Source organism: Streptomyces sp. NPDC027962 (genome assembly GCF_055566095.1).
In genome coordinates this window covers 121,985-143,551 of record NZ_JBVHTA010000008.1, presented here as the reverse complement: position 1 = coordinate 143,551, position 21,567 = coordinate 121,985, and the positions used below count along the sequence as shown (strand labels likewise).

The following is a 21,567-nucleotide window of genomic DNA, read 5'->3' as shown; positions in this document are numbered from 1 at the left end:
GATGCGCAACCCCGTCGGCGGCCACGTCCCCGTGGCTGGCGGCCTCGCCACGACCGGACTCGTCTACGCACGCGAGCTGGAGGCGGAGACCGTCCAGGTCTTCGTGGCCAATCCACGCGGCTGGGCGACTCCCAAGGGCAATCCGGCCCAGGACGAGAAGTTCCGGGCCGAGTGCGCCGACGAGGGCATTTCCGCGTGGGTCCACGCGCCGTATCTGATCAATTTCGGCTCCCACACCGAGGCCACCGTCGAGCAGTCGGTGCTGTCCATGCGGCACTCGCTGCGCAGGGCACGGGAGATCGGGGCGCAGGGTGTGGTCGTGCACACCGGTTCCGCGACGGGCGGCCGCACCCGCGAGGTGGCGCTGGCTCAGGTCCGGGAGCGGATGCTGCCCCTGCTGGACGAGCTGACGCACGAGGACGACCCGTTCCTGCTGCTGGAGTCGACGGCGGGGCAGGGCTTTTCGCTCTGCTCGCGGACCTGGGACTTCGGGCCGTACTTCGAGGCCCTGGACGCCCATCCCAAGCTCGGCGTCTGTCTGGACACCTGCCACATCTTCGCGGCCGGACACGATCTGGCAGGCCCGAAGGGGATGGAGCAGACGCTGGATCTGCTGGTGGGGACGGTCGGCGAGGGGAGGCTGAAACTGATCCACGCGAATGATTCGAAGGATGTTGTCGGGGCACACAAGGACCGCCACGAGAACATTGGCTCGGGCCACATCGGCGAGGAGCCCTTCCGTGCACTCATGTCGCATCCCGCCACCGACGGAGTGCCGCTCATCATCGAGACACCCGGCGGCAAAGAGGGTCACGCGGCGGATGTGGCGCGGCTGAAGAAACTTCGCTGAATCCCGGAATACCCCTGAGGGGTATACGGTACCTACCGGTGGGCAGGAACCGCTACCTGACGTTGGGGGCATCGCCATGCAGCACGACACACATGGAGACCACACGGGCCACATGCACGAGGGCCACGGTCAGGGCCACGCACACGGCAGCGCCGGCGGAGGCAGAGACGGCTGGGGCACGGCGGCCAAGGCCACCCTGCACTGCCTCACCGGCTGCGCCGTCGGCGAAGTCCTCGGCATGATCATCGGTACGGGCCTGGGCTGGGGAAACGCGCCCACCATGACTCTCGCCATCGTGCTGGCGTTCTTCTTCGGCTACTCACTGACCCTCTGGGCGGTCGTACGGGCCGGCCTGGGCCTGAAGGCCGCGATCGGCGTCGCGCTCGCCGCCGACACCCTCTCCATCACGGTCATGGAGATCGTCGACAACGGCGTACTGCTGCTGGTGCCGGGCGCGATGGACGCCCATCTCGGGGACACACTGTTCTGGGGCGCGCTCGCCTTCGCGTTCCTCGTGGCGTTCCTGGTCACCACACCCGTGAACAAGTGGATGATCGGCCGCGGCAAGGGCCACGCGGTGGTCCACCAGTACCACCACTGAGAGGCGCCGCCGGCGCTCGGCCCGAGCTCAGAGCTCCGGGCCGTCCCCCGGCTCCTCCTGGTAGGAGTAACGCTGCTCCCGCCAGGGGTCGCCAAGGTTGTGATAGCCCCGCTCCTCCCAGAAGCCGCGGCGGTCGGCCGTCATGTACTCCACACCGCGGACCCACTTGGGCCCTTTCCAGGCGTACAGATGCGGAACGACAAGGCGCAGCGGGAAGCCGTGCTCCGCCGTCAGCAGTTCGCCGTCCTTGTGGGTGGCGAACATGGTGCGCTCGGCGACGAAGTCCGAGAGACGCAGATTGGCGCTGAAGCCGTACTCGGCCCAGACCATGACATGGGTGACGGCGGGGGCCGGCGGCGCGAGGTCCACGATCGCACGGGCGGGGACACCGCCCCATTCGGCCCCCAGCATGCTGAACTTCGTCACGCAGTGCAGGTCCCCGACGACGGTCGAGAACGGCAGCGCCGAGAATTCCTCGTGGTTCCAGCAGTGCTTGTCGCCGTCGGCGGTGGCGCCGAAGACCCTGAACTCCCAGCGGTCCGGCTTGAACTTGGGAACGGGCCCGTAATGGGTGACCGGCCAGCCTCGCTGCAGTCGCTGCCCCGGCGGAAGCTCGGACTCCTCTTGTGCGCGGTATTCCCGGCTCTCCGGCTGACCCATGCCTTCAATGGTGACAGACCAGGAGGGGTGGTCATGACCAGGTCTGGCCCGATTCGGGCAACTCCTACTAAGCATGCACTTACTGGACGCTCCACTGCCACGGTGCGAGGATGCGCGAACCTGCCAGTCATACGCGCGGAAGGAGCCTCTGCGATGCAGGGCGACCCCGAGGTCATCGAGTTCCTCAATGAGCAGCTGACTGCCGAGCTGACCGCGATCAACCAGTACTTCCTGCACGCGAAGATGCAGGAGAACTTCGGCTGGACGAAGCTCGCCAAATACACCCGTGCCGAGTCGTTCGACGAGATGAAGCACGCGGAGGTGCTGACCGACCGCATCCTCTTCCTTGAAGCTCTCCCGAACTACCAGCGGCTGTTCCATGTGCGCATCGGGCAGACGGTCACGGAGATGTTCCAGGCCGACCGACAGGTCGAGGTGGAGGCGATCGACCGCCTCAGGCGCGGTATCGAGGTCATGCGCACCAAGGGCGACATCACCTCGGCGAACATCTTCGAGTCGATCCTCGCGGACGAGGAGCACCACATCGACTACCTCGACACCCAGCTGGAGCTGGTCGAGAAGCTCGGTGAGGCGCTGTACATCGCCCAGCTGATCGAGCAGCCGGAAGGCTAGCGGCCGAAGCGCAGGACCCGGCGGGCCGGTCGGGCGGCGGGTCGGGCTAGGCGGCTTCGTCGAGCGCGGGCCGGACGTCCCCGGCGGCCGGCACGGCGGCACTCTGGCCCTGCTCCAGCAGCTCGCGGCGGGGGCATGCGCCGCGGCCGAGGATCCCCTGGATGCGCCGCACGCAGGAACCGCAGTCCGTGCCCGCCTTGGAGACGGACGCCATCTGGCGAGGAGTGCAGACGCCGGCTTCCGCGTGCTCCTTGACCTGCTTCTCCGTAATGCCGAAGCATGAGCAGACGTACACGCGGTCCACCTCCCTGCGGGAACAATTGGTGTGACGCCGTCCCCGATGATCGGTGAGGCTAACCTAACCTTACCCGCCACCCCGGCCGGGTAAAAGCCCCGAATATGCCAGTGGGGCGTGGATCACATCGATCCACGCCCCACTGGCATCGCTTCCTCACTACTGGTCGCGGTACATCTCGGCGACCAGGAACGCCAGGTCCAGGGACTGGCTGCGGTTCAGCCGCGGGTCGCAGGCCGTCTCGTACCGCTGGTGCAGATCGTCGACGAAGATCTCGTCGCCGCCGCCCACGCACTCGGTGACGTCGTCACCGGTGAGCTCGACATGGATACCGCCCGGGTGGGTGCCGAGCGCCTTGTGGACCTCGAAGAAGCCCTTGACCTCGTCGAGCACGTCGTCGAAGCGGCGGGTCTTGTGGCCGGAGGCCGCCTCGAAGGTGTTGCCGTGCATCGGGTCGGTCACCCAGGCCACGGTCGCGCCGGAGGCGGTGACCTTCTCGACCAGCTCGGGGAGCTTGTCGCGGACCTTGTCGGCGCCCATGCGCACGATGAAGGTCAGCCGACCGGCCTCGCGCTCGGGGTCGAGACGGTCGATGTAGGTCAGCGCCTCGTCAACCGTCGTCGTCGGGCCGAGCTTGATGCCGATCGGGTTGCGGATCTTCGAGGCGAACTCGATGTGCGCGCCGTCGAGCTGGCGGGTGCGCTCACCGATCCAGACCATGTGACCCGAGACGTCGTACAGATCGCCGGTACGGGAGTCGACGCGGGTCAGGGCCGACTCGTAGTCGAGCAGCAGCGCCTCGTGGGAGGCGTAGAACTCGACCGCCTTGAACTCGGCCGGGTCGGTGCCGCAGGCCTTCATGAAGTTCAGGGCGTTGTCGATCTCGCGGGCGAGCTGCTCGTAGCGCTGTCCCGAAGGGGAGGACTTCACGAAGTCCTGGTTCCAGGCGTGCACCTGGCGCAGGTCCGCGTAGCCACCGGTGGTGAAGGCACGCACCAGGTTGAGCGTCGACGCGGAGGCGTTGTACAGCCGCTTCAGGCGCTCGGGGTCCGGGATGCGGGCCGCCTCGGTGAAGTCGAAGCCGTTGACGGAGTCGCCGCGGTAGGTGGGCAGCGTCACGCCGTCGCGGGTCTCGGTCGGCTTGGAGCGCGGCTTGGAGTACTGGCCCGCGATCCGGCCGACCTTCACGACCGGCACGGACGCGGCGTACGTGAGCACGGCGCTCATCTGCAGCAGCGTCTTGAGCTTGGCCCTGATGTGGTCGGCGGACACGGCGTCGAAGGCCTCGGCGCAGTCGCCGCCCTGGAGCAGGAACGCCTCGCCCCTGGCGACGGCTCCCATCCGGGCGCGCAGCTGGTCGCACTCGCCCGCGAAGACGAGCGGCGGATACGACTCGAGGTCCGCGATCACATCGCGCAGAGCCTCGGCATCGGGGTACTCGGGCTGCTGCGCCGCGGGCAGGTTTCGCCAGGTGTTGCCACCGGTAGCGGTGGTCTTAGCGTTCACGGTCACGACCACAACATTACGGGGTTCCGGTACCTGTCCGGCCCAGTGCCCAGTGACTGAGACAGCTGCCCGGAATGTCCACCGAGGAGGTTGCTGCGATCGAGCGGTGCTACCCTGCGCCCACTTTCGAACAAATAAAAAACAAAACAGATCCAGGGGTGGGTGTGAGCCAGGGGCATCGCAGAGATCGAAAGAAGAGACGTCTCTTCTACGGTGTGGCGGCGGCTGTCGTCGCCACCGCCACGATCGGGACCGTCGCGGTGGCGTCGCCCGATCTTGTCGGCCTGAACGACGACGCGGCCGGCCGGAGCGAGTCGCTCCAGACGAAGTTCGAGGACGCGGCGCGGGAGTTCGACGTCCCACAGAGCGTACTGATGGCGGTCTCGTACCGGCAGACGCGCTGGGAGACCCACGACGGCGAGCCGAGCGTCACCGGCGCGTACAACCTGATGGGCCTGACCCAGGTCGACGCCGACGACATCGACAAGGACGCCGGGGACCACCGGCTCGAGCACATGAACCTCAGCGGCAACCCGGCGCTCGAGAAGCAGTTCGATCCCGCCGAGGCGCTGCGCAGCATTCCCAAGGAAACCGTCGACACGGACGACCCCCGGCTGCACACGCTGGACGAGGCCGCCGAGCTGATCGACAGCTCCGAGGAGTCCGTGAAGACGGACGCCGGCGAAAGCATCCGCGCCGGCGCGGCGCTGCTCGCCGAGTACCAGGAGCAGGCCACGGGGGATCTGCCCGACGATGCGGATCAGTGGTACGCGGCCGTGGCGCGCTTCAGCCAGTCGCCCGACAAGAAGGGCGCCGACCTGTTCGCGAAGCGCGTCTTCGAGTCGATCCGCACCGGCGAGAGCCGCCTGACCACCGACGGCGAGCAGCTGACGCTTCCCGCGGACCCTTCGGTGAACCCGGTCAAGCCGTCCAAGGTTCCGCTGGCCACGACGGCGAGCACCTCGGCCGTCCCGACGCCGGAGTGCCCGTCGGGACTCAACTGCGACTTCGTCCCCGCCCAGACGTCCAGCACCGGAAAGCGCAGCTACTCGCTCGCTTCCCGGCCCGACAGCGGGTTCGACGTCCGTCAGATCGTCATCCACGACACCGAGGGCGGCTATGACGGGTCGCTCGACGTCCTCACCAACCCGGCTTCGGGGGCCAGCGCCCACTACCTGATCCGGGCCTCCGACGGTCTGGTCACCCAGATGGTGGAGAACAAGAACCTCGCCTGGCATGCGGGCAACTGGGCCCTGAACATGCACTCCGTCGGCGTGGAGCACGAGGGCTACGCCCTCAAGGAGGGCAGCTGGTACACCGAGCCGCAGTACGAGTCCTCCGCGGCGCTGGTGAAGTTCCTGGCGGCCAAGTACGGCGTTCCGCTGGACCGTGAGCACATCATCGGCCATGACGAAGTGCCGATGATGCAGGACAGCTACATCAACAAGCTCCACTGGGACGCGGGCCCGTACTGGGACTGGAACCACTACATGTCGCTGCTGGGCGCCCCGACGGGTGATCAGGGCGCGGGCGGCCCGCTGAAGGCCGGCCAGCTGGTCCGTGTCGTCCCGCCGTTCACCTCGGCCAACCAGCCGAAGCTGACCTACTACGACTCCGCGACGGGCACGAACAAGACCGCCTCCGCGCGGCCGGCGAACTTCGGCTACCTCTACACCTCGCCGTCGACGAGCTCGGCCACACTGACCGACCCGTACTTCTCCGCGGTCTGGTCGCAGGGCTCGAACTGGGCGAACAAGGTACGCGCGGGCGGCACCTACGTCGTCGCGGAGGCCCGGAACGACTGGACGGCGATCTGGTACGGCGGCAAGAAGGCGTGGTTCCACAACCCGGGCGGCCAGTACACGGCGCCCGTCGCCGGCGGGACGCTGGTGAAGCTCAAGGCCGGGGCCACGGCGCCGGTCTTCGGGCGGTCGTTCCCGGAGGATGCAGCGTACGCCGAGGCCGGGCAGGAAGCACCGACGGACAACCCCGCGCACCTCTCGAAGTACACGCTGCCGGCCGGTCAGGCATATGCGAAGGCCGGCGAGTCCGTCCTCGGTGACGACTACTTCGGCTCCTCGCAGGTCCTCGTCGTGGGCAAGACCGACGTCTACGTCCCGATCCGCTTCAACCACCGCCTGGCATGGGTGAAGCAGAGCGACGTGGCGGAAGCGACTCCCACGGCTCCCGACGCCGGCACCACCCGCTCCAACCTCCTCGGCCGTGACGCCGGCGGCAATCTGTACCAGTACCAGGGCACGGGCAGCGCGACGGCGCCGTACTTCAAGCGGTACCGCGTCGGCGGCGGCTGGCAGGTCTACGACAAGATCACGAACCTGGACACGCTGGGCGCGGACGGGACCGGCACCATGGTGGCCCGCTGGGACGACACGCTGTACTTCTACCGGGAGAGCGGAAACCTCGACCAGCCGTTCCTGAGCCGGCTCAGGACCGGCAGCGGGTGGCGGAAGTTCAACATCCTGGAGGGCACCGGTGACCTCACGGGCGACGGGCACGCCGACATGGTGGCCCGCTGGAACCAGGATCTGTACCTCTACCAGGGCACCGGCGACCCGGCCGCGCCGTTCAAGTCACGCACCCTGATCGGCACGGGCTGGGGCAAGTTCGACAAGCTGGAGGGCACCGGGGACCTGACCGGTGACGGCATCCCCGACATGGTGGCCTACTGGAACGACAGCCTGTACCTCTACCAGGGCACCGGCGACCCGGCCGCACCGTTCAAGTCACGCACCCTGATCGGCACGGGCTGGGGCAAGTTCGACAAGCTGGAGGGCACCGGCGACGTCACCAGCGACGGCATCCCCGACATGGTGGCCCGCGACGGCTCCGGAAAGCTCTACCTCTACCAGGGCACCGGCAACGCAGCCGCGCCGTTCAAGTCCCGCACCACCGTCGGCTCCGGCTGGCAGATCTACAACATGCTGATCTGACCCGTACGGCATCCGCAGGCATCTCCGCCCGCGGCGCGGCGGCCGTCCTCATCGTGGGACGTGCCGCGGCGCCGCGGGCGGATGCGTTAGGGTCGGCGTCATGTTCGCGCAGCAGATCCAGAACTGGTGGTGGACCGCACATCGGCGGCCCACCTCCTGATCGCGCGCAGCACCGGATCGAGAAGGCCGCCCGAGGGGCGGCCTTCAGTGTTTTCCGGATGACCCCGGATGAAACAGCCGTTCCTCCCACTCGGAAGGAACACCCGCATGACCGACAGCCTGATCAGCCGACTCCTCGACGACGACTGCCCGCCGTTCGCGCTGCTGCGCCGGCGTACGCCTGGTCATGACCACGGCACCGTGGAAGTGCTGACCGGCGAGGTGCGGGAGGTGGCGCATCTCGCCGACATCCCGGTGGTCGACCGGCCCTCGCTCGCCCTCGTCCCCTTCCGGCAGATCGCGGAACGCGGTTTCGACGTCACCGACGACGGCACACCGCTCAGCGTCCTGGTCGCCGACGAATGCCATGAACTACCCCTCACGGACGTTCTTTCCGCGCTCCCCCACCACCAGGTACAGGTGGAGAACGGGCATTTCGACGTCGACGACGACGAGTACGCCGGAATCGTCCGCAGGGTGGTCGAGGACGCGATCGGCAGGGGTGAGGGCGCGAACTTCGTCATCCGCCGCACCTTCACCGGGCGGATCCCCGGCTTCTCGCGCGCCGACGCACTCGCGCTGTTCCGGCGACTGCTGACCGCGGAACGGGGCGCCTACTGGACCTTCCTCGTGCACACCGGGGACCGCACCCTGGTCGGCGCGAGCCCCGAGGTGCACGTCCGTATGAGCGGCGGGACGGTCGTGATGAATCCGATCAGCGGGACGTTCCGATATCCCCCGCAGGGGCCGACCGCCGAGGCGCTGCTCGGCTTCCTCGACGACCGCAAGGAGCGCGAGGAGCTCTCCATGGTCGTCGACGAGGAGCTGAAGATGATGTGCACCGTCGGCGACATGGGCGGTGTCGTCGTCGGGCCCCGGCTCAAGGAAATGGCTCATCTGGCGCACACCGAGTACGAGTTGCGGGGCCGTTCCTCGCTCGACGTGCGCGAGGTGCTGAAGGAGACCATGTTCGCGGCGACGGTGACGGGCTCGCCCGTGCAGAACGCCTGCCGCGTCATAGAGCGCCACGAGGTGGGCGGCCGCGGCTACTACGCGGGGGCGCTGGCGCTCATCGGGCAGGACGCGGGCGGCGCGCAGACGCTGGACTCGCCGATCCTGATCCGTACGGCCGACATCGACGCGGACGGCACGCTGCGCATGCCGGTCGGGGCGACGCTGGTACGTCACTCCGACCCGGCCGGTGAGGTCGCGGAGACCCACGCCAAGGCGGCGGGCGTACTGGCCGCCCTGGGGGTGCGCCCGGGCCGGCCGGACACGCCCTCCGAGTCCCCGCGGCTCGCCGACGACCCGCGGGTGCGTGCCGCACTTGACGCCCGCCGCGCCGATCTCGCGCCTTTCTGGCTGCGGATGCAGGACCCTGCCGGAGATCGGGCAGAGTCCGGGCAGCTGTCCGGACACGCCCTGGTCGTCGACGGGGAGGACACCTTCACCGCGATGCTGGCGCATCTGCTGCGCTCGACCGGCCTCGCCGTGACGGTCCGCCGGTACGACGAGCCGGGTCTGCGGGAGCGGGTGCACGCCCATCAGGGGCCGGTGGTGCTGGGCCCGGGGCCGGGCGATCCGGCCGACGTGACCGACCCGAAGATGCGCTTCCTGCGGTCGCTCGCCGCCGATCTGCTCAAGGGGCACCGCCACGGTCTGCTGGGCGTCTGCCTGGGGCACGAGCTGCTTGCGGCGGAGCTGGGGCTGGAGATCGTCCGAAAGGACGAGCCGTACCAGGGGGCGCAGGAACGGATCGACTTCTTCGGCCGCCCCGAGACGGTGGGCTTCTACAACAGCTTCACGGCCCGGTGCGACGAGGCCACGGCCGCGGAGCTCGCCATGCACCGGATCGAGCTCAGCCGGGACGAGGTGACCGGCGACGTGAACGCGCTGCGGGGCAGCGGCTTCGCCGGGGTGCAGTTCCACCCCGAGTCGGTGCTGACCATGGACGGGGCGTCGCTGACGGCGGCGCTGCTCGCGGGGGTGCTGGTCGGCTAGCGGGTCGTCAAGGGGCCGGCGCGGCGGGGACGAGCACGTTCTCGCCGCGCCGGCCCGCCACGTAGTCCTCGACGTTGCGCGCCGTCGTGCCCATGATCTGGGCGACGGCGTCCGCGGTGTAGTACGCCTGGTGCGAGGTGATCAGCACGTTGGGGAACGTCATCAGCCGGGCCAGGGTGTCGTCGTCGACGGCTTCCATCGACTTGTCGAGGAAGAACAGCCCGGCCTCCGCCTCGTACACATCGAGTCCCACCCCGGCGAAGCGGCCCTTGCGCAGCTCGCCGACGAGGGCGTCGCTGTCGATCAGGCCGCCGCGGCTGGAGTTCACCAGGATCGCGTCGTCCTTCATGGCCCGCAGCTCGTCGGCGCCGATCAGATGGTGGGTGGCGGGCAGGAGCGGTACGTGCAGGCTGATCAGGTCGGCGGCGGCGACCAGTTCGTCCTTGTCGACGTACTTCATGCCCAGTTCGACGCATCCGGGGGCGGGGGCGATGTCCCAGCCGAGCAGCTCCATGCCGAAGCCGTGGGCGATCCGGGTGAACGCCTCGCCGATCCTGCCGGTGCCGAGCACGCCGACGGTGCGGCCGCGCATGTCACGGCCCATCAGTCCGTCGAGCCGGAAGTCGAAGTCCCGTGTCCGGTTCGATGCGCGGACGATGCGCCGGTTGACGGCCATGGCCAGGGTCCAGGCGAACTCGGCGACGGAGTACGGCGAGTAGGTCGACACCCGGGCGATGGTCAGCCCGAGCTGCTCCGCCACCTCCAGGTCGATGTTGTTGAAGCCGGTGGAACGCTGGGCGATCATCGCCGTGCCGCCGGCGGCCAGGGCCCGCAGCACCTCCGCGTTCAGCTGGGCGTTCACGCTGGTGGAGATCACCTCGTGCCCGACGGCGATGGCCGCGGTGTCCTCGGTGAGGAACACATCCAGACACCGGACCTCGTGGACCCCCGCGAACGCCTTCTCGATCAGCGGCTTCTCGTCGGCCTGGACACCGAAGGCGAGGATTTCCACGATTTCTCCCGATACAAGAGCTGTGGGCCGGATATCGTGAATATACGACCCACGTCCCGTCCCGTCAGCCGAAGAAGACGCCGACCTCCTCGTAGAGCTTCGGGTCGACCGTCTTGAGCTTCGCGGTCGCGTCGGCGATCGGCACCCGCACGATGTCGGTGCCTTTCAGCGCGACCATCTTCCCGAAGTCGCCGTCCCGCACGGCGTCGATGGCGTGCAGCCCGAAACGGGTGGCCAGCCACCGGTCGAAGGCGCTCGGTGTGCCGCCGCGCTGCACATGGCCGAGCACCGTGGTGCGTGCCTCCTTGCCCGTGCGCCGCTCGATCTCCTTGGCCAGCCACTCACCCACACCGGAGAGCCGGACATGGCCGAACGAGTCGAGCGTGGCGTCCTTGAGCACCGCCTCCCCGTCCTTGGGCATCGCGCCCTCCGCGACCACCACGATCGGGGCGTAACTGGCCTTGAAACGTGAGGTGACCCAGGCGCAGACCTGGTCGACGTCGAAGCGCTGCTCGGGGATGAGAATGACGTTGGCGCCGCCTGCCAGGCCCGAGTGGAGGGCGATCCAGCCCGCGTGACGTCCCATCACCTCGACGACCAGGACGCGCATATGGGATTCGGCGGTGGTGTGCAGCCGGTCGATGGCCTCGGTGGCGATCCCGACGGCCGTGTCGAATCCGAAGGTGTAGTCGGTGGCGGACAGGTCGTTGTCGATGGTCTTGGGGACGCCGACGCACTGGACGCCGTACTCGTCGTACAGCCGGGCCGCGACACCAAGGGTGTCCTCGCCGCCGATGGCGACCAGGGCGTCGACCTCCTGCTTGGCGAGGTTGTCCTTGATCCGGCGGATACCGTCCGGTTCCTTCAGCGGGTTGGTGCGGGAGGAGCCGAGAATGGTGCCGCCGCGGGGCAGGATCCCGCGGACGGCCGGGATGTCGAGCGGGACGGTGTCGCCTTCGAGCGGTCCGCGCCAGCCGTCGCGGTATCCGATGAACTCGCAGCCGTACTCCTGCACACCCTTGCGGACGAGGCCGCGGATGACCGCGTTGAGGCCGGGGCAGTCGCCTCCCCCGGTCAGTACTCCGACGCGCATGGAAAACTTCCCTTCGCCTGGTGAGCCTACGACCGTCACGCTAATGGTGATGCAGGTCACTCAGGGATGGGCCGAATGGTCAATTCCTGCGCTTCTCGCGGCCGTTACGCGACGGCCATTCACTCGTACGGGTAAAGCCGCGAGGCACGGCCCCCGGATCAGGCGTCGTCGAGGCCGCGCTCGATCGCGTACCGCACGAGCTCGACGCGGTTGTGCAACTGGAGCTTGCCGAGCGTGTTCTGCACATGGTTCTGGACCGTGCGGTGCGAGATGACCAGCCGCTCGGCGATCTGCTTGTACGACAGGCCCTTGGCGACCAGCCGCAGCACCTCGGTCTCCCGCTCGGTCAGCTGCGGCGCCTTCGACTCGTCCGGTCCGGTCGCCGGGGCGGGCTCGGAGGCGAGGCGGCGGTACTCACCGAGGACCAGGCCCGCGAGACCCGGTGTGAAGACGGGGTCGCCCACAGCCGTGCGGCGCACCGCGTCCGTCAGCTCCTCCGCACCAGCCGACTTCAGCAGATAGCCGGTGGCGCCCGACTTCACCGCCTCCAGCACGTCCGCGTGCTCGCCGCTCGCGGAGAGCACCAGGACCCGCAGGCCGGGCAGGGCCGCCACCAGCTCCTTGCAGACCTGCACGCCCGGCAGCTCGGGCAGATTGAGGTCCAGCACCAGCACGTCGGGCGCCACGGCCTTGGCCCGGCGCACCGCCTGCGCGCCGTCGCCCGCCGTGGCGACGACATCAAAACCGGCCTCGGTCAGGTCGCGGGCGACCGCATCCCGCCACATCGGGTGGTCGTCGACCACCATCACCCTGATCGTCTGCTGGTCCGTCATTTTCCTGCCTTCACCCGTGGAATCTTCAGCTCTACTTCCGTGCCCTGGCCCGGAACCGAGATCAGCTCGGCCGTCCCGCCGAGGTCCCGCAACCGGCCGCGGATGGACTGTGCGACTCCGAGACGCCCCTCCCCCTCGGCCTGCGCGAGCCTGCCCTCCTCAATGCCCGGCCCGTCGTCCCTGACGGTCACCGTCACCTCGTCCGGCCAGTCCTCGACCAGGATCCAGGCCTGAGCGTTCTCGCCCGCATGCCTGCGCACATTGTCCAGGGCGGCACCGACAGCCGCCGCCAGCTCGCGCGCCGCACCGGCCTCCAGCAGCACCGGCGCACCCGGCTCCGACAGCGTCACCCGCGCTCCCGCGTGCGGGGACAGCAGCGTGCGCAGATCACACAGCCGCGCCGGTTCGTCGTCGTCCGGCACCTCCACGACCCGTACGACCGCGCCCTGCGACTCGTCCTCCGACAGCCGCGAGGCGGGCACCAGGCCACCGGCGACCAGGCTGCGCAGGGCGACCTCCTGCTCGCCCGCCATACGGCCCAGCTCGGCGGCCTCGCCACCCAGAGCGGTGCCCCGCCGCTGCACCATCGCCAGCACCTGAAGGACGCCGTCGTGGATGTCGCGCGCGAGGCGCTCCCGCTCGCGGGCGGCCGCCTCGATCTCCAGGGCACGGGCGAGGGTCCGTTCGGAGGCGCGGGCCACCTCGACGACGTATCCGATGGCGATGGACGCCACCCACACCAGCAGGACGTTGTGAAACGTGTCCCGGCTGGGTTCGCCCCGTTCGAGGATGTTGGCGACGGCGACGAACGAGGAGGCGACACCGGCCCAGCGCCAGCCGCCCTTGATGGCGAAGGCGAGCACCGAACCCGCAGTCCATATGGAGGGCAGGGTGGGGCCGTCGTGTGTCTGGGCGTGCACGTCGGCGAGGGGGGTCAGCAGGATGCCGGTGAGGGCGATGGCGAGGTCGGCGACCAGGAACCCACGGGTGCAGCGCTCCGCGTTCGCGACCTTGGGGAGCGTGGCGAACGTCCAGACGACGAGCACCGCGAGGAAGCCGACCGCGACCAGCGGGCGCTCGAAGTTCTGCCGGGTGAAGACGTAGAGCAGTACCGCGTAGACCATGGTCAGCACGCGGTAGGCGGTCAGCGCACGCCACAGCGGCTGCTCGACCGACATGCGCACGACGCGTTCGCGCTTGGCCATTCCCCCCCACCCCCAGTGGTACGCGAACCGGCTAGGCGGCCGGCCGCTGCGCCCTCTTCTCCTTGTCGGCCTTCTGGGCCTTGGCCCTCTCCGCCTTCTCTGCCTCCGCCCTGGCGGCCTTCTCGGCCTTCTGAGCGTCGGCGATCTGGCGCTTCGCGGCGGTCGCGTAGATGTCGACGTACTCCTGGCCGGACAGCTTCATGATCTCGTACATGACCTCGTCGGTCACCGAACGCAGGATGAAGCGGTCGCCGTCCATGCCGTGGTAGCGGCTGAAGTCCAGCGGCTTGCCGATCCGGATGCCCGGGCGCATCAGCTTGGGGATCACCTTGCCGGGCGGCTGGATCTTCTCGGTGTCGATCATCGCGACGGGGATCACGGGAGCGCCGGTGGCCAGCGCCACACGGGCGAGACCGCCGGGCTTGCCGCGATAGAGACGGCCGTCCGGAGAGCGGGTGCCCTCCGGGTAGATGCCGAACAGACCACCGGACTCGATCACGTCGATACCGGCCTTGATCGCCGCCTCACCAGCGCCGCGCGCCCCGGAGCGGTCCACGGGCAGCTGGCCGACGCCCTTGAAGAACGCGGCCGTCAGCCTGCCCTTCACGCCGGGCGAGGTGAAGTACTCCGCCTTCGCGATGAAGGTGACCTTGCGGTCGAGCACCGCGGGCAGGAAGAAGGAGTCCGAGAACGACAGATGGTTGCTGGCGAGGATCGCGGGACCCTCGGCGGGAATGTTCTCCAGACCCTCCACCGAGGGCCTGAAGGCAAGCTTCAGCGAGCCTCCGATGGAGAACTTCATGGCGCCGTAGATCAACTCGAATGCCTCCTGTTGCTGTCGAACAGACCTTAACCCGAGGCCGGCCCCCGCCTCCCGTGGCGGGGGCCGAGTCCGGCCCTCACATCCGTGCCGCCGGTGCGCGAACGGCCCTGGTCGGTGTCGGTGCGGTCGCGTACCGTGAAGTACACCGCTTCGCCCCTCCCATCCACCCACGCACGTCTCACACCTCACGAACAGGAGACTTCCGGTGCCGGTCATTCCTGGAGCCGAGCCCTACCGCCACGACGGCGGCGAGGTCGGCGTCCTCCTCTGCCACGGTTTCACCGGATCCCCGCAGTCGCTGCGGCCCTGGGCCGAGTACCTGGCGGAGCGGGGACTGACGGTGTCCCTGCCACTGCTGCCGGGCCACGGCACCCGCTGGCAGGACATGCAGGTCACCGGCTGGCAGGACTGGTACGCGGAGGTGGACAGGGAACTGCGCACGCTGCTCGAGCGGTGTCATCAGGTCTTCGTCTTCGGCCTCTCGATGGGCGGCGCCCTGACGCTGCGGCTCGCCGCCAAGCACGGCGACGCGGTCCGGGGCATCGTCGTGGTCAATCCGGCCAACAAGGTGCACGGCGCGATGGCGGCCGTGCTGCCCGTCGTGCGCCACCTGGTGCCGTCCACCAAGGGGCTGACCAGCGACATCGCCAAGGAGGGCGTCGAGGAGCTGGGGTACGACCGGGTGCCGCTGCACGCCGCGCACTCGGTGCGGCAGTTCTTCCGCATGGTCGACGGCGAACTGCCGCAGGTCACCCAGCCCATGCTGCTGCTGCACAGCCCCGAGGACCACGTGGTGCCGGCCGCGGACTCGGCCCGGATCCTGAGCCGGGTCTCCTCCACGGACGTCACGGAGATCCTGCTGGAACAGAGCTACCACGTGGCGACGTTGGACCACGATGCGGAGCGGATCTTCGAGGAGAGTTACGCGTTCATCGGCCGGCTCGCTCCGGGTGCGGGGACCACGGGGTCCCCCACGACGGAAGCCTTGGGAGGGAGCACGACCGGTGGCTGAGCAGCACGACGCGGACCGCGAGCCGCAGCCGATCGACGAGGAGGCAGCCTGGGCTGCCATCGTCGCCGGGTACGGCGATGAGCCGGCCGACCCTCCGGGAGCGAAGCCGTTCAAGTCGGTGGACGACCTGGCCCTGCTCGAGAGCGACGTGAACGAGTCCCCGGAGCCGTCGGCGAAGCAGCCCGGCGAGGACAAGCCCGCGCTGGGCAGCTCGATCACCTTCGCGCCGGGCGTAGGCGGCCCCCGCGACTACCAGGTCGCAGAACCGAGCGACGACGACCTCGACGAGAGCGACGAGGGCCACTTCGTGCCGCCGGAGCCGCCCCCGCTGCCGGAAGCGGACGTCACCGCCAAGTTCGCCTGGCTGGCGGTGATCGGCGGCCCGGTGCTGATGCTGGTCGCGGTGGTGCTGAGCTGGGACATGACGTGGTGGCTGACGACGCTGTGCGTCGGCGGCTTCCTCGGCGGCTTCGCGACGCTGGTGGCCCGGATGTCCCATGACGACGACATGCCGGACGACCCCGGCCGCGGCGCGGTGGTCTGACGCGCGGGAGCCCGCCGCGGGTCCTTCGGCCCGCGTTTCCTGAGCACGCGATCCGGCCCCGGGGCCGGCCTGCGTCTCCGGCCGACTGGATGTGCCCTGGGCGGTGCGCGAGCCCGCAGGCCCGTTCGGGGGCATCGCCCCGCACCCGCACCCCGTTTGCCGACGGGGCTGCCCGCCGTGTCGGGGCTCTGCCCCGCCCCTGACCGGACGTGCCGGCGGGGTCGGGGCGCCGCACAGCGGCAATCCGACCCGTCTGGAGGCACCTCACCACGCCCGCCAGGCCGTAGGGGGAGATTGAGGACGCCGCGCGGAGCGCGGTACCGGGGTCCGGGGGGTCCGGGGGGTCCGGGGGGTCCGGCACCGATGTCCGGGGCGGGGCCCCGGTTCGGGATGGGGCGGCGTGGGGAAACGGCCCGCGCAGCGCCCCCCTACGTCGCCGACAGCCGCATCGCCGCCAGCACCGGCAGGTGGTCAGTCGCCGAGCGAAGGTCCGACGTGGTGACCCCCGGCAGCCCCCGCGGCACCCCGCACCCCAGCACCTCCACCCCCTTCGTCGCGAAGACCGCGTCGATCCGCTGGTGCGGATCCAGCGCCGTCGACGTGTGCTCCGCCCCCCACGGCCTGACCGCCCAGCAGTCCTGGAGCTCCCCCGCCAGCCGCCGGAAGCTGCGCCCGTCCGGCCGTTCGTTGATGTCGCCCGCGACGACCGCGTGCGGCACGTCCATCGCCTTCACCCGGTCGAGCACCATCCCCGCCTGTGCGTAGCGCTCGTCCGTCTGCAGGCTCAGATGGCAGCTGACGATCCCGACCCGGGCGCCCCCGAACCGTACGACCGCCGTGGCGAGGCCTCGCCGGTGCAGGCCGGGCCTGAGGGGCAGCAGCAGGTCCTCGGTCCGTTCGACCGTCGCCCGCAGCGAGCACAACAGCAGCGGCCCCGCCGCCGTCGCGCCGCCGGAGAGCATCATCAGGTCGGTCACGGCGGCGAGCCGTGCCGCATGTTTGCGCCAGCGGAAGAAGCGCGGCGCCTCCTGCGCGAACATGAGGTCGGGCCTGCACGCGCGGATCACTCGCGCCAGCGCTTCCTCGTCGTCGCGCAGGGAGCGGATGTTGTAGCTCAGGACCCGGATCACGGCTGAACCGTCCGGCTCGGTGCGGGACTTGGGCAGTGCGGTGATCGGCATGGGAGCAAGATACGTCGGTGCCCGCCGCGATCCTCAAAGGACGCGGCGGGCACCTGGCGTACAACGTGTCAGCCCTGGCGGGCCAGGTCCGCCGCGCCCACCAGACCTGCCTTGCCGCCCAGTTGCGCGGCGAGCACCTGGGCGTGGGGACGCCAGCTGCCGCCGATCAGCCAGCGGCGGAAGGACTTGCGGATCGGGTCGAGCACGAGGTCGCCCTCGTCCGAGACGCCGCCGCCCACGATGAACGCCGACGGGTCGAACAGCGAAGCAAGATCGGCGAGACCGGAGCCGGCCCAGCGCGCCAGCTCCCGGAAGGAGTCGACGGCGACCGGGCAGCCCTGGCGGGCCGCCTCGCTGATGTGCTTGCCCTGGATACCGTCGACGGTGCCGTCGCCGAGGCCGAGGAGGATCGTCGCGTTCTCCGGCGTGGCGTTGGCGCGCTGCTTGGCGTACCGGACGAGGGCGCGGCCGGAGGCGTACTGCTCCCAGCAGCCCTGGCTGCCGCAGCCGCAGAGCAGCCCGTCGGGGACGACCCGGATGTGGCCGAACTCGGCGGCCACGCCGAAGCGTCCGCGGCGCAGTTTGTTGCCGATGATGATGCCGCCGCCGAGGCCGGTGCCGATGGTGATGCAGATGACGTCCTCGTGGCCCTGGCCGGCGCCGAAGCGGTACTCGCCCCAAGCGGCGGCGTTGGCGTCGTTCTCGACCACGACGGGAAGGCCGACGCGCTGTTCGACCTTGTCCTTGAGCGGCTCGTGGCGCCAGTCGATGTTCGGCGCGAAGAGGACCGTGGCGCGCTTGTCGTCGACGTATCCGGCGGCGCCGATGCCGACGGCCTCGATGTCGTGCCCCTGGCCGGCTCCCGCGACGGCGGAGCAGATCGCGTCGACGATGCCTTCGGGAGTCGACGGGGTGGGCACGGTGTGCGTCTCGAGAATGGTGCCCTCTTCGTCGACCACTCCCGCCGCGATCTTCGTGCCGCCGATGTCGACGCCGATGGTGAGTCCCATGTGTCCCTCAGTATTCGGTCGAGCCCCGCTAAGGCCAACCGTACCCGAGGCCGGGCATGCCCTGGTCAGTCCAGGTCGATGTGCTCGCTCGGTCCGGGGCCTTCGTCGCGCGGGTCGTCGGCGTCCTTGATGTCGCCCGTGCCGGACGGACGCTGCGTCCAGCGGCGCTCGTGGCCTTCGACGGCGGACCGGTAGGCGGCGAGCAGTTCGCCGCCGGCGGCCGCGAGATGGTCGAAGACCTGCGGGTTTCGTTCGATGACGGGCTCGACTGCGGACTTGGCCTGGTTCAAGAACTGCTGCACGGTGCTCTGTGCGGCCATGCCGGGCAGCGAGGACTGGAACGAGGAGAGCTTGTCCGCGACGACGTCGAAGAGCTTGCGGAACTCCTCGGCGGCCGAACCCTGCGGCTGGCCGTACTGGGCGCGACGGCGGGCCTGCTCCTGCTGGAGGTCCTCTTCGCAGGCGGCGGCCCAGGCGTCGGCGTCGGGGCGCTCGGTCGCTTCGCTCATGACGTGCTCCTGGGGCCGTTCGAGGGGTTTCAAGGGCTTGTGCACTCGACGTTACCCGAACGGCGGTAGACCGTTCAGCGGCTTCGTGGCCACAGTGCCGGGTCCGGTGTGAAGCGGACCTTCAGCACACCGTCCGTGAGGCCCGCCCCGGCCACGGTGCAGCGGCGGAGCGCGGACGGCAGGGGCAGGATCCTGCGGAAGGACCCCGCGTCGATCAGGAGTTCATCCCCTCGGCGGACAAGGGAGAGCTCTTCCTTGACGGCGCCGGGCAGCTCCAGTTCCCACACGAAGAGGTCGCCCTCGGCGTACCGCTTGCCGGGCTGGTCCGCGCGGAGTTCGTCACCGTCCCCCTCCGGTCCGGGTGGAGCAAGCCCTCCGCGCGGCCCGGCGGTGGGGCCGAGGCCGGGTTCGCCGGCGGGGCCGTGATCCGCGTCGAGCAGCGCCAGGTCGTCGTGGCCCTGGGGGTCGCGGCCGAGGTGCGGTACCCGGCATATGGGCGTGGCGGGCCCCCAGGAGCCGTACCACTCGTGCAGGCACTTCTCCTGCTGGGCGAGCAGGCCCGCGAGCCAGGGGTCCGCCGGGTCCTGGGGCAGATTCCGGTTCGCCACGAGCGCGTCGACACGCAGACCGTGCAGCGCGAGCCCGGTCCGGGCGGTGCGCAGGGCGGCGGCGGACCGGGGGCCCGGTTCGGCGACGATCCGCAGCGTCGTGCCACGGGACTCGATCACGGACTGCACGCCGGCCAGCTCTGTGTCCCAGCGGCCGGTGGTCTCGTACAGCCACTGCGCGGGCATGGGTACGCCGGCGAGCTGGGCGAGCATCGGGCGCAGCGCGCGGGCGGCCTGGCGTTCCTGCGGGAGAAGCCGGCGCAGATAGCGGCGGAGTTCCTCGGGCAGGGCGAGCAGCGCGATCGTCTCGGGCAGCGGCGGCATGTCGACGACGACCACGTCCCAGTCGCCGCCGGCCGTGAGCACCAGCGCGCGCAGCAGGGCGAACTGGTCGCTGCCGGGCAGCGAGGTCAGCTCCTCGTCCTCAAGCCGGGCCGCTCCCAGCAGGTCGAGCGCCGCGGAGGCGCGCTCCTGAAGGTCGAGGAACTCGGCGCGGAAGTCCGTGCCGGCGTCGATGCGGGCGGCCCACAGGTTGCCGCTGATCTCGTCCGGTGCGGTGAGAGGCGCCGTGACCGGGACGCCGAGCACCTCACCGGGGTGGGCGGAGAGAAAGAGTGTGCGCCGGCCGCCACGGGCGGCGGAAAGTGCGGTGGCGGCGGCGACGGTGGTGCGGCCCGCGCCGCCGAGGCCAGTGACGAGGACCCTGCGCATCAGGCGCCGGCGCCGCTCTCGACGCGCTTCTTCAGGCCGGCGAGCGCACGGTCGATGATGACCTTCTCGGCCTTGCGCTTGATCATGCCGAGCATCGGGATCTTGACGTCGACGGTGAGCTGGTAGGTGACCTCGGTGCGGTCGCCGTCGCCGGCCAGCGCGAGCCGGTACGAGCCGTCGATGGCGCGCAGCATCTGCGACTTGACGAGGGTCCAGCTGACCTCGTTGGCGCCGTGCCAGGTGTAGGCGAGGGTGTGGTCGTCCTTGATCGCGCCCGCGTCCAGCACCAGGCGGACCTGTTCGGCGCGGCCGTCGGCGTCGATGGCGAGCACCTCCGCCTCCTTCACCTCGCCGGTCCACTCCGGGTAGCGGGCGAAGTCGGAGATGACCCCCATGACCTCGGCCGGCGCCGCATCGATCGTGATGCTCGAGCTGGTGTGTTCCGCCATCGCTGCGGCTCCTCACAGTGCGGTACGGACCGGGCAAGTGTGTGGGGTGCAGGCTATCGCGCCCCGGCCGCCGGTCAGTGAGGGCCCCGCGGAGGGGCCCCGCCGAGCGCCCCGCGTCACCAGGACAGCGACCAGGGCCGCCCGCCTGCCGCGAAGTGACCCACGTTCACGCACTCCGTCGCGCCGATTCGCATCCGGCGGACGAGCGGCTGGTGGACATGGCCGAACAGCGCGTACCGGGGCCGGGTACGCCGGATGGCGTCCAGCAGCGCGGGGCTGCCGCGCTCGAAACGGCGGGCCACGGTGTCGTACGTCAGCTCGGGCACCTCGGGCGGGATGTGCGAGCAGAGCACGTCGACTTCGCCGACCGCTTCGACCTTGGCGGCGTACTCCTCGTCGGAGATCTCGTAGGGCGTACGCATCGGGGTGCGCAGTCCGCCGCCGACGAAGCCGAAGACACGGCCGCCGATCTCGACGCGTTCGCCGTCGAGGACGGTCGTACCGGGGCGGGCGTACTCGGGCCAGAGGGCGGGAATGTCGACATTGCCGTAGGTGGCGTACGTCGGCGTCGGGAAGGCGGCGAACATCTCGGCGTACTGGCGCCGTACCGCCGACTCGATGGCGGTCCCCTTGTCCGTGCCGAGCTCCGCCCAGAGCCTGCGGCCGAGTTCACGTGCGTCCTCGAAACGGCGGGCAGTGCGCAGCTCCACGATCAGGTCGGCGTTCTCCACGCCGAAGAGATCGGGGAAGATGCCGCGCGAGTGGTCGGCGTAGTCGAGGAACAGCACCAGGTCACCGAGACAGATGAGGGCATCGGCGCCGTCACCCGCGGTGGCGAGATCTTTTGCATTGCCGTGCACGTCGCTGACCACATTGACTCGCATGCCTCGCATGACCGATCACCCTAGGACGACCCGCTGA

The 21,567-nt window shown here is 69.9% G+C and carries 22 protein-coding genes; 8 read left to right on the top strand and 14 right to left on the bottom strand.

The features are described from left to right. Position 1 precedes the first annotated feature (1 nt). Entirely contained in the window at positions 2-850 is an 849-nt protein-coding gene (locus ACZ4SA_RS10630; protein ID WP_468272167.1) for a deoxyribonuclease IV, read from the top strand. Between the two features lie 76 nt (positions 851-926). Further along, positions 927-1,451: a DUF4396 domain-containing protein gene (locus ACZ4SA_RS10625; protein WP_468272166.1), complete on the top strand. Its 525-nt coding sequence runs from the start codon at positions 927-929 to the stop codon at positions 1,449-1,451. A 27-nt stretch (positions 1,452-1,478) separates the two neighbouring features. On the opposite strand, the gene ACZ4SA_RS10620 is transcribed toward ACZ4SA_RS10625, so the two are convergent. Next, positions 1,479-2,111: a sulfite oxidase-like oxidoreductase gene (locus tag ACZ4SA_RS10620; protein WP_468272164.1), complete on the bottom strand. Its 633-nt coding sequence runs from the start codon at positions 2,109-2,111 to the stop codon at positions 1,479-1,481. Positions 2,112-2,264: 153 nt separating this feature from the next. Between ACZ4SA_RS10620 and bfr the strand changes: the two genes are divergently transcribed. Then, complete coding sequence (bfr, locus tag ACZ4SA_RS10615; RefSeq protein WP_468272161.1) at positions 2,265-2,744, top strand: bacterioferritin; 480 nt, start codon at positions 2,265-2,267, stop codon at positions 2,742-2,744. Between the two features lie 46 nt (positions 2,745-2,790). On the opposite strand, the gene ACZ4SA_RS10610 is transcribed toward bfr, so the two are convergent. Together ACZ4SA_RS10610 and ACZ4SA_RS10605 are read right to left on the bottom strand one after the other, a co-directional pair. Then, complete coding sequence (locus ACZ4SA_RS10610) at positions 2,791-3,048, bottom strand: (2Fe-2S)-binding protein (protein ID WP_468272158.1); 258 nt, start codon at positions 3,046-3,048, stop codon at positions 2,791-2,793. Positions 3,049-3,198: 150 nt separating this feature from the next. After that, positions 3,199-4,545: a class II 3-deoxy-7-phosphoheptulonate synthase gene (locus tag ACZ4SA_RS10605; RefSeq protein WP_468272364.1), complete on the bottom strand. Its 1,347-nt coding sequence runs from the start codon at positions 4,543-4,545 to the stop codon at positions 3,199-3,201. A gap of 215 nt (positions 4,546-4,760) precedes the next feature. Here ACZ4SA_RS10605 and ACZ4SA_RS10600 point away from each other — a divergent pair, with 215 nt between their 5' ends. The 3 genes from ACZ4SA_RS10600 to ACZ4SA_RS10590 all read left to right on the top strand — a co-directional run bounded on the left by ACZ4SA_RS10600 (position 4,761) and on the right by ACZ4SA_RS10590 (position 9,656). Further along, complete coding sequence (locus ACZ4SA_RS10600) at positions 4,761-7,496, top strand: N-acetylmuramoyl-L-alanine amidase (protein ID WP_468272155.1); 2,736 nt, start codon at positions 4,761-4,763, stop codon at positions 7,494-7,496. Positions 7,497-7,596: 100 nt separating this feature from the next. Next, positions 7,597-7,656, top strand: a complete 60-nt coding sequence (locus ACZ4SA_RS10595; protein ID WP_177152834.1) for a trp operon leader peptide — start codon at positions 7,597-7,599, stop codon at positions 7,654-7,656. 107 nt (positions 7,657-7,763) lie between these two features. Beyond that, positions 7,764-9,656 (top strand): anthranilate synthase family protein, encoded by a 1,893-nt coding sequence (locus ACZ4SA_RS10590; RefSeq protein WP_468272152.1) that lies wholly within the window; start codon positions 7,764-7,766, stop codon positions 9,654-9,656. Positions 9,657-9,663: 7 nt separating this feature from the next. Here the strand turns inward: ACZ4SA_RS10590 and ACZ4SA_RS10585 are convergent, their stop codons facing one another. The 5 genes from ACZ4SA_RS10585 to ACZ4SA_RS10565 all read right to left on the bottom strand — a co-directional run bounded on the left by ACZ4SA_RS10585 (position 9,664) and on the right by ACZ4SA_RS10565 (position 14,616). Further along, positions 9,664-10,668 (bottom strand): 2-hydroxyacid dehydrogenase, encoded by a 1,005-nt coding sequence (locus ACZ4SA_RS10585; RefSeq protein WP_468272149.1) that lies wholly within the window; start codon positions 10,666-10,668, stop codon positions 9,664-9,666. 64 nt (positions 10,669-10,732) lie between these two features. Beyond that, positions 10,733-11,761, bottom strand: a complete 1,029-nt coding sequence (locus ACZ4SA_RS10580) for a 6-phosphofructokinase (protein WP_468272147.1) — start codon at positions 11,759-11,761, stop codon at positions 10,733-10,735. Between the two features lie 158 nt (positions 11,762-11,919). After that, a complete protein-coding gene (locus ACZ4SA_RS10575; RefSeq protein ID WP_468272145.1) occupies positions 11,920-12,594 on the bottom strand; it encodes a response regulator in 675 nt (224 codons plus the stop codon). Continuing rightward, positions 12,591-13,799, bottom strand: a complete 1,209-nt coding sequence (gene macS, locus ACZ4SA_RS10570) for a MacS family sensor histidine kinase (RefSeq protein WP_468272143.1) — start codon at positions 13,797-13,799, stop codon at positions 12,591-12,593. Before macS ends, ACZ4SA_RS10575 begins: the two co-directional genes overlap by 4 nt. A 31-nt stretch (positions 13,800-13,830) precedes the next feature. Further along, positions 13,831-14,616: a lysophospholipid acyltransferase family protein gene (locus tag ACZ4SA_RS10565; RefSeq protein WP_468272141.1), complete on the bottom strand. Its 786-nt coding sequence runs from the start codon at positions 14,614-14,616 to the stop codon at positions 13,831-13,833. Positions 14,617-14,827: 211 nt separating this feature from the next. Between ACZ4SA_RS10565 and ACZ4SA_RS10560 the strand changes: the two genes are divergently transcribed. Together ACZ4SA_RS10560 and ACZ4SA_RS10555 are read left to right on the top strand one after the other, a co-directional pair. Then, positions 14,828-15,634, top strand: coding sequence for an alpha/beta hydrolase (locus tag ACZ4SA_RS10560; RefSeq protein WP_468272139.1), 807 nt, complete (start codon positions 14,828-14,830; stop codon positions 15,632-15,634). Further along, on the top strand, positions 15,627-16,178 hold the full coding sequence (locus ACZ4SA_RS10555) for a hypothetical protein (RefSeq protein WP_468272137.1): 552 nt from the start codon (positions 15,627-15,629) through the stop codon (positions 16,176-16,178). The genes ACZ4SA_RS10560 and ACZ4SA_RS10555 overlap by 8 nt, the downstream gene beginning before the upstream one ends. A gap of 428 nt (positions 16,179-16,606) precedes the next feature. On the opposite strand, the gene ACZ4SA_RS10550 is transcribed toward ACZ4SA_RS10555, so the two are convergent. The 6 genes from ACZ4SA_RS10550 to ACZ4SA_RS10525 all read right to left on the bottom strand — a co-directional run bounded on the left by ACZ4SA_RS10550 (position 16,607) and on the right by ACZ4SA_RS10525 (position 21,530). Then, positions 16,607-17,359, bottom strand: coding sequence for an endonuclease/exonuclease/phosphatase family protein (locus ACZ4SA_RS10550; RefSeq protein ID WP_468272134.1), 753 nt, complete (start codon positions 17,357-17,359; stop codon positions 16,607-16,609). 68 nt (positions 17,360-17,427) lie between these two features. Beyond that, a complete protein-coding gene (locus tag ACZ4SA_RS10545) occupies positions 17,428-18,369 on the bottom strand; it encodes an ROK family glucokinase (RefSeq protein ID WP_468272131.1) in 942 nt (313 codons plus the stop codon). Between the two features lie 65 nt (positions 18,370-18,434). Beyond that, complete coding sequence (locus ACZ4SA_RS10540; protein WP_468272129.1) at positions 18,435-18,878, bottom strand: DUF5304 domain-containing protein; 444 nt, start codon at positions 18,876-18,878, stop codon at positions 18,435-18,437. 74 nt (positions 18,879-18,952) lie between these two features. After that, the gene (locus tag ACZ4SA_RS10535; protein ID WP_468272126.1) at positions 18,953-20,197 is read right to left on the bottom strand and encodes an ArsA family ATPase; all 1,245 of its coding nucleotides are present in this window, start codon (positions 20,195-20,197) and stop codon (positions 18,953-18,955) included. Beyond that, positions 20,197-20,646 (bottom strand): SRPBCC family protein, encoded by a 450-nt coding sequence (locus ACZ4SA_RS10530; protein ID WP_468272123.1) that lies wholly within the window; start codon positions 20,644-20,646, stop codon positions 20,197-20,199. The genes ACZ4SA_RS10535 and ACZ4SA_RS10530 overlap by 1 nt, the downstream gene beginning before the upstream one ends. Before the next feature lie 116 nt (positions 20,647-20,762). After that, positions 20,763-21,530 carry a metallophosphoesterase family protein gene (locus tag ACZ4SA_RS10525; RefSeq protein WP_468272361.1) on the bottom strand — a complete coding sequence of 256 codons (768 nt, stop codon included), beginning with the start codon at positions 21,528-21,530 and terminating at the stop codon, positions 20,763-20,765. Between the last annotated feature and the right edge of the window lie 37 nt (positions 21,531-21,567).